This is a genomic window from Streptosporangium sp. NPDC006013 (genome assembly GCF_040614275.1).
Taxonomy (GTDB): Bacteria; Actinomycetota; Actinomycetes; order Streptosporangiales; family Streptosporangiaceae; genus Streptosporangium.
The window spans coordinates 1-1,332 of sequence record NZ_JBEXUE010000949.1 but is presented as its reverse complement, the minus strand read 5'-3'; the positions used below and the strand labels follow the sequence as shown (position 1 = coordinate 1,332).

The window sequence follows — 1,332 nt, the reverse complement described above, 5'->3', positions numbered from 1 at the left end:
GGTGAGATCGCGTTCGCCGAGGCATGCCCCAGCACGGCGGCCACCTGCCCGAGCACCAGCGTGGACACCGCCTCGCCGAGTGCCTCTCCCGACAAGGCACCCAGTGCGCCGGAGGTGGCGGAGGTGGCGGCCGCCTGTCGCATGGGGGCGGGCACCAGAGCGCGGAAGAGCGCCGGGATGCGGCTTTGTGCCCGTAGTGCGGCCCGGTCCAGCCGCGCCGCCACCACCACCGGCTCCCGGCTCGTCATGGCGGCGTCGAGGAAGGCGAGTCCCTGCTCGGCGGACAGTGGTCGCAGCCCGGCCCGGGCCATGCGCCGCATGTCGGTCTCGGTGAGGGCGCTGGTCATCCCGGTGTCCTGCTGCCAGGGCCCCCACCCGATCGACAGGCCCGCCAGCCCCTGAGCGGCGCGCTGCCGTACCAGGGCGTCGAGGAGGGCGTTGGCCGCGGTGTAGCTCGCCTGGCCGCCGTTGCCGAGCGTCGCGGTCACCGAGGAGAACACCACGAACGCGGTCAGGCCGAGGTCGCGGGTGAGTTCGTGCAGGTGCCAGGCGCCGTCCGCCTTAGGCCGCAGCACGGCGTCGATCCGCTCGGGTGTCAGCGCGCCGATCGGCCCGTCGTCGAGCACGCCGGCGGCGTGCACCACCCCGGTGAGCGGGTGCTGCGGGGCGATTGCGGCGATCAGCTCGGCCAGGGCACCGCGGTCGGACACGTCACAGGCGACGGCCGTGACCTCGGCGCCCTGGGCGGTCAGCTCCGCCACCAGTTCCGCGGCGCCCTCGGTGTCCGGGCCGCGACGGCCGACCAGCATCAGGTGACGTACGCCGTGCTCGGTCACCAGGTGGCGGGCGACGAGCGCGCCGATCCCGCCCAGACCGCCGGTGACGAGCACGGTGCCATCGGTATCCCGGAAGGTGGTCGGCGCCGGCGAGGCAGCACGGTCATCGTCGACGTCATCGTCGACTCCGATGAGCCGCGGCACCCGGGGCAGGCCATCGCGTATCGCGAGCTGCGGCTCCGCGGAATCGAGCGCCGCGACCAGCGTCTCGCCACTCACCCGCTCGACATCAACATCAAGCAGGACGAACCGCCCCGGGTTCTCCACCTGCGCCGAGCGCACCAGGCCCCAGACCGCCGCCGCGACGGGGTCGGGTGCGGTCTCGGCATCGGTGGCCACCGCTCCACGGGTCACGAAGATCACCGGGCCGTCGGCGTGCTCGTCGCGCCCGCTCTCCCGCACGCTGCGGTTCTTCCAGCTCGGACAGATCTGCGCGCAGGACGCCAGCTGTGAGCGGACCGTGGCGATGCTCTTCGCCAACGAGGCGTGGGCCTAC

1 protein-coding gene is annotated in these 1,332 nt (G+C 73.6%); it reads right to left on the bottom strand.

Annotation, left to right across the window (positions count from 1 at the left end):
* On the bottom strand, window positions 1–1,175 hold a 1,175-nt coding region (locus ABZ260_RS51145), incomplete at its 3' end, for a beta-ketoacyl reductase (RefSeq protein WP_355633260.1).
* Window positions 1,176–1,332: the final 157 nt, after the last annotated feature.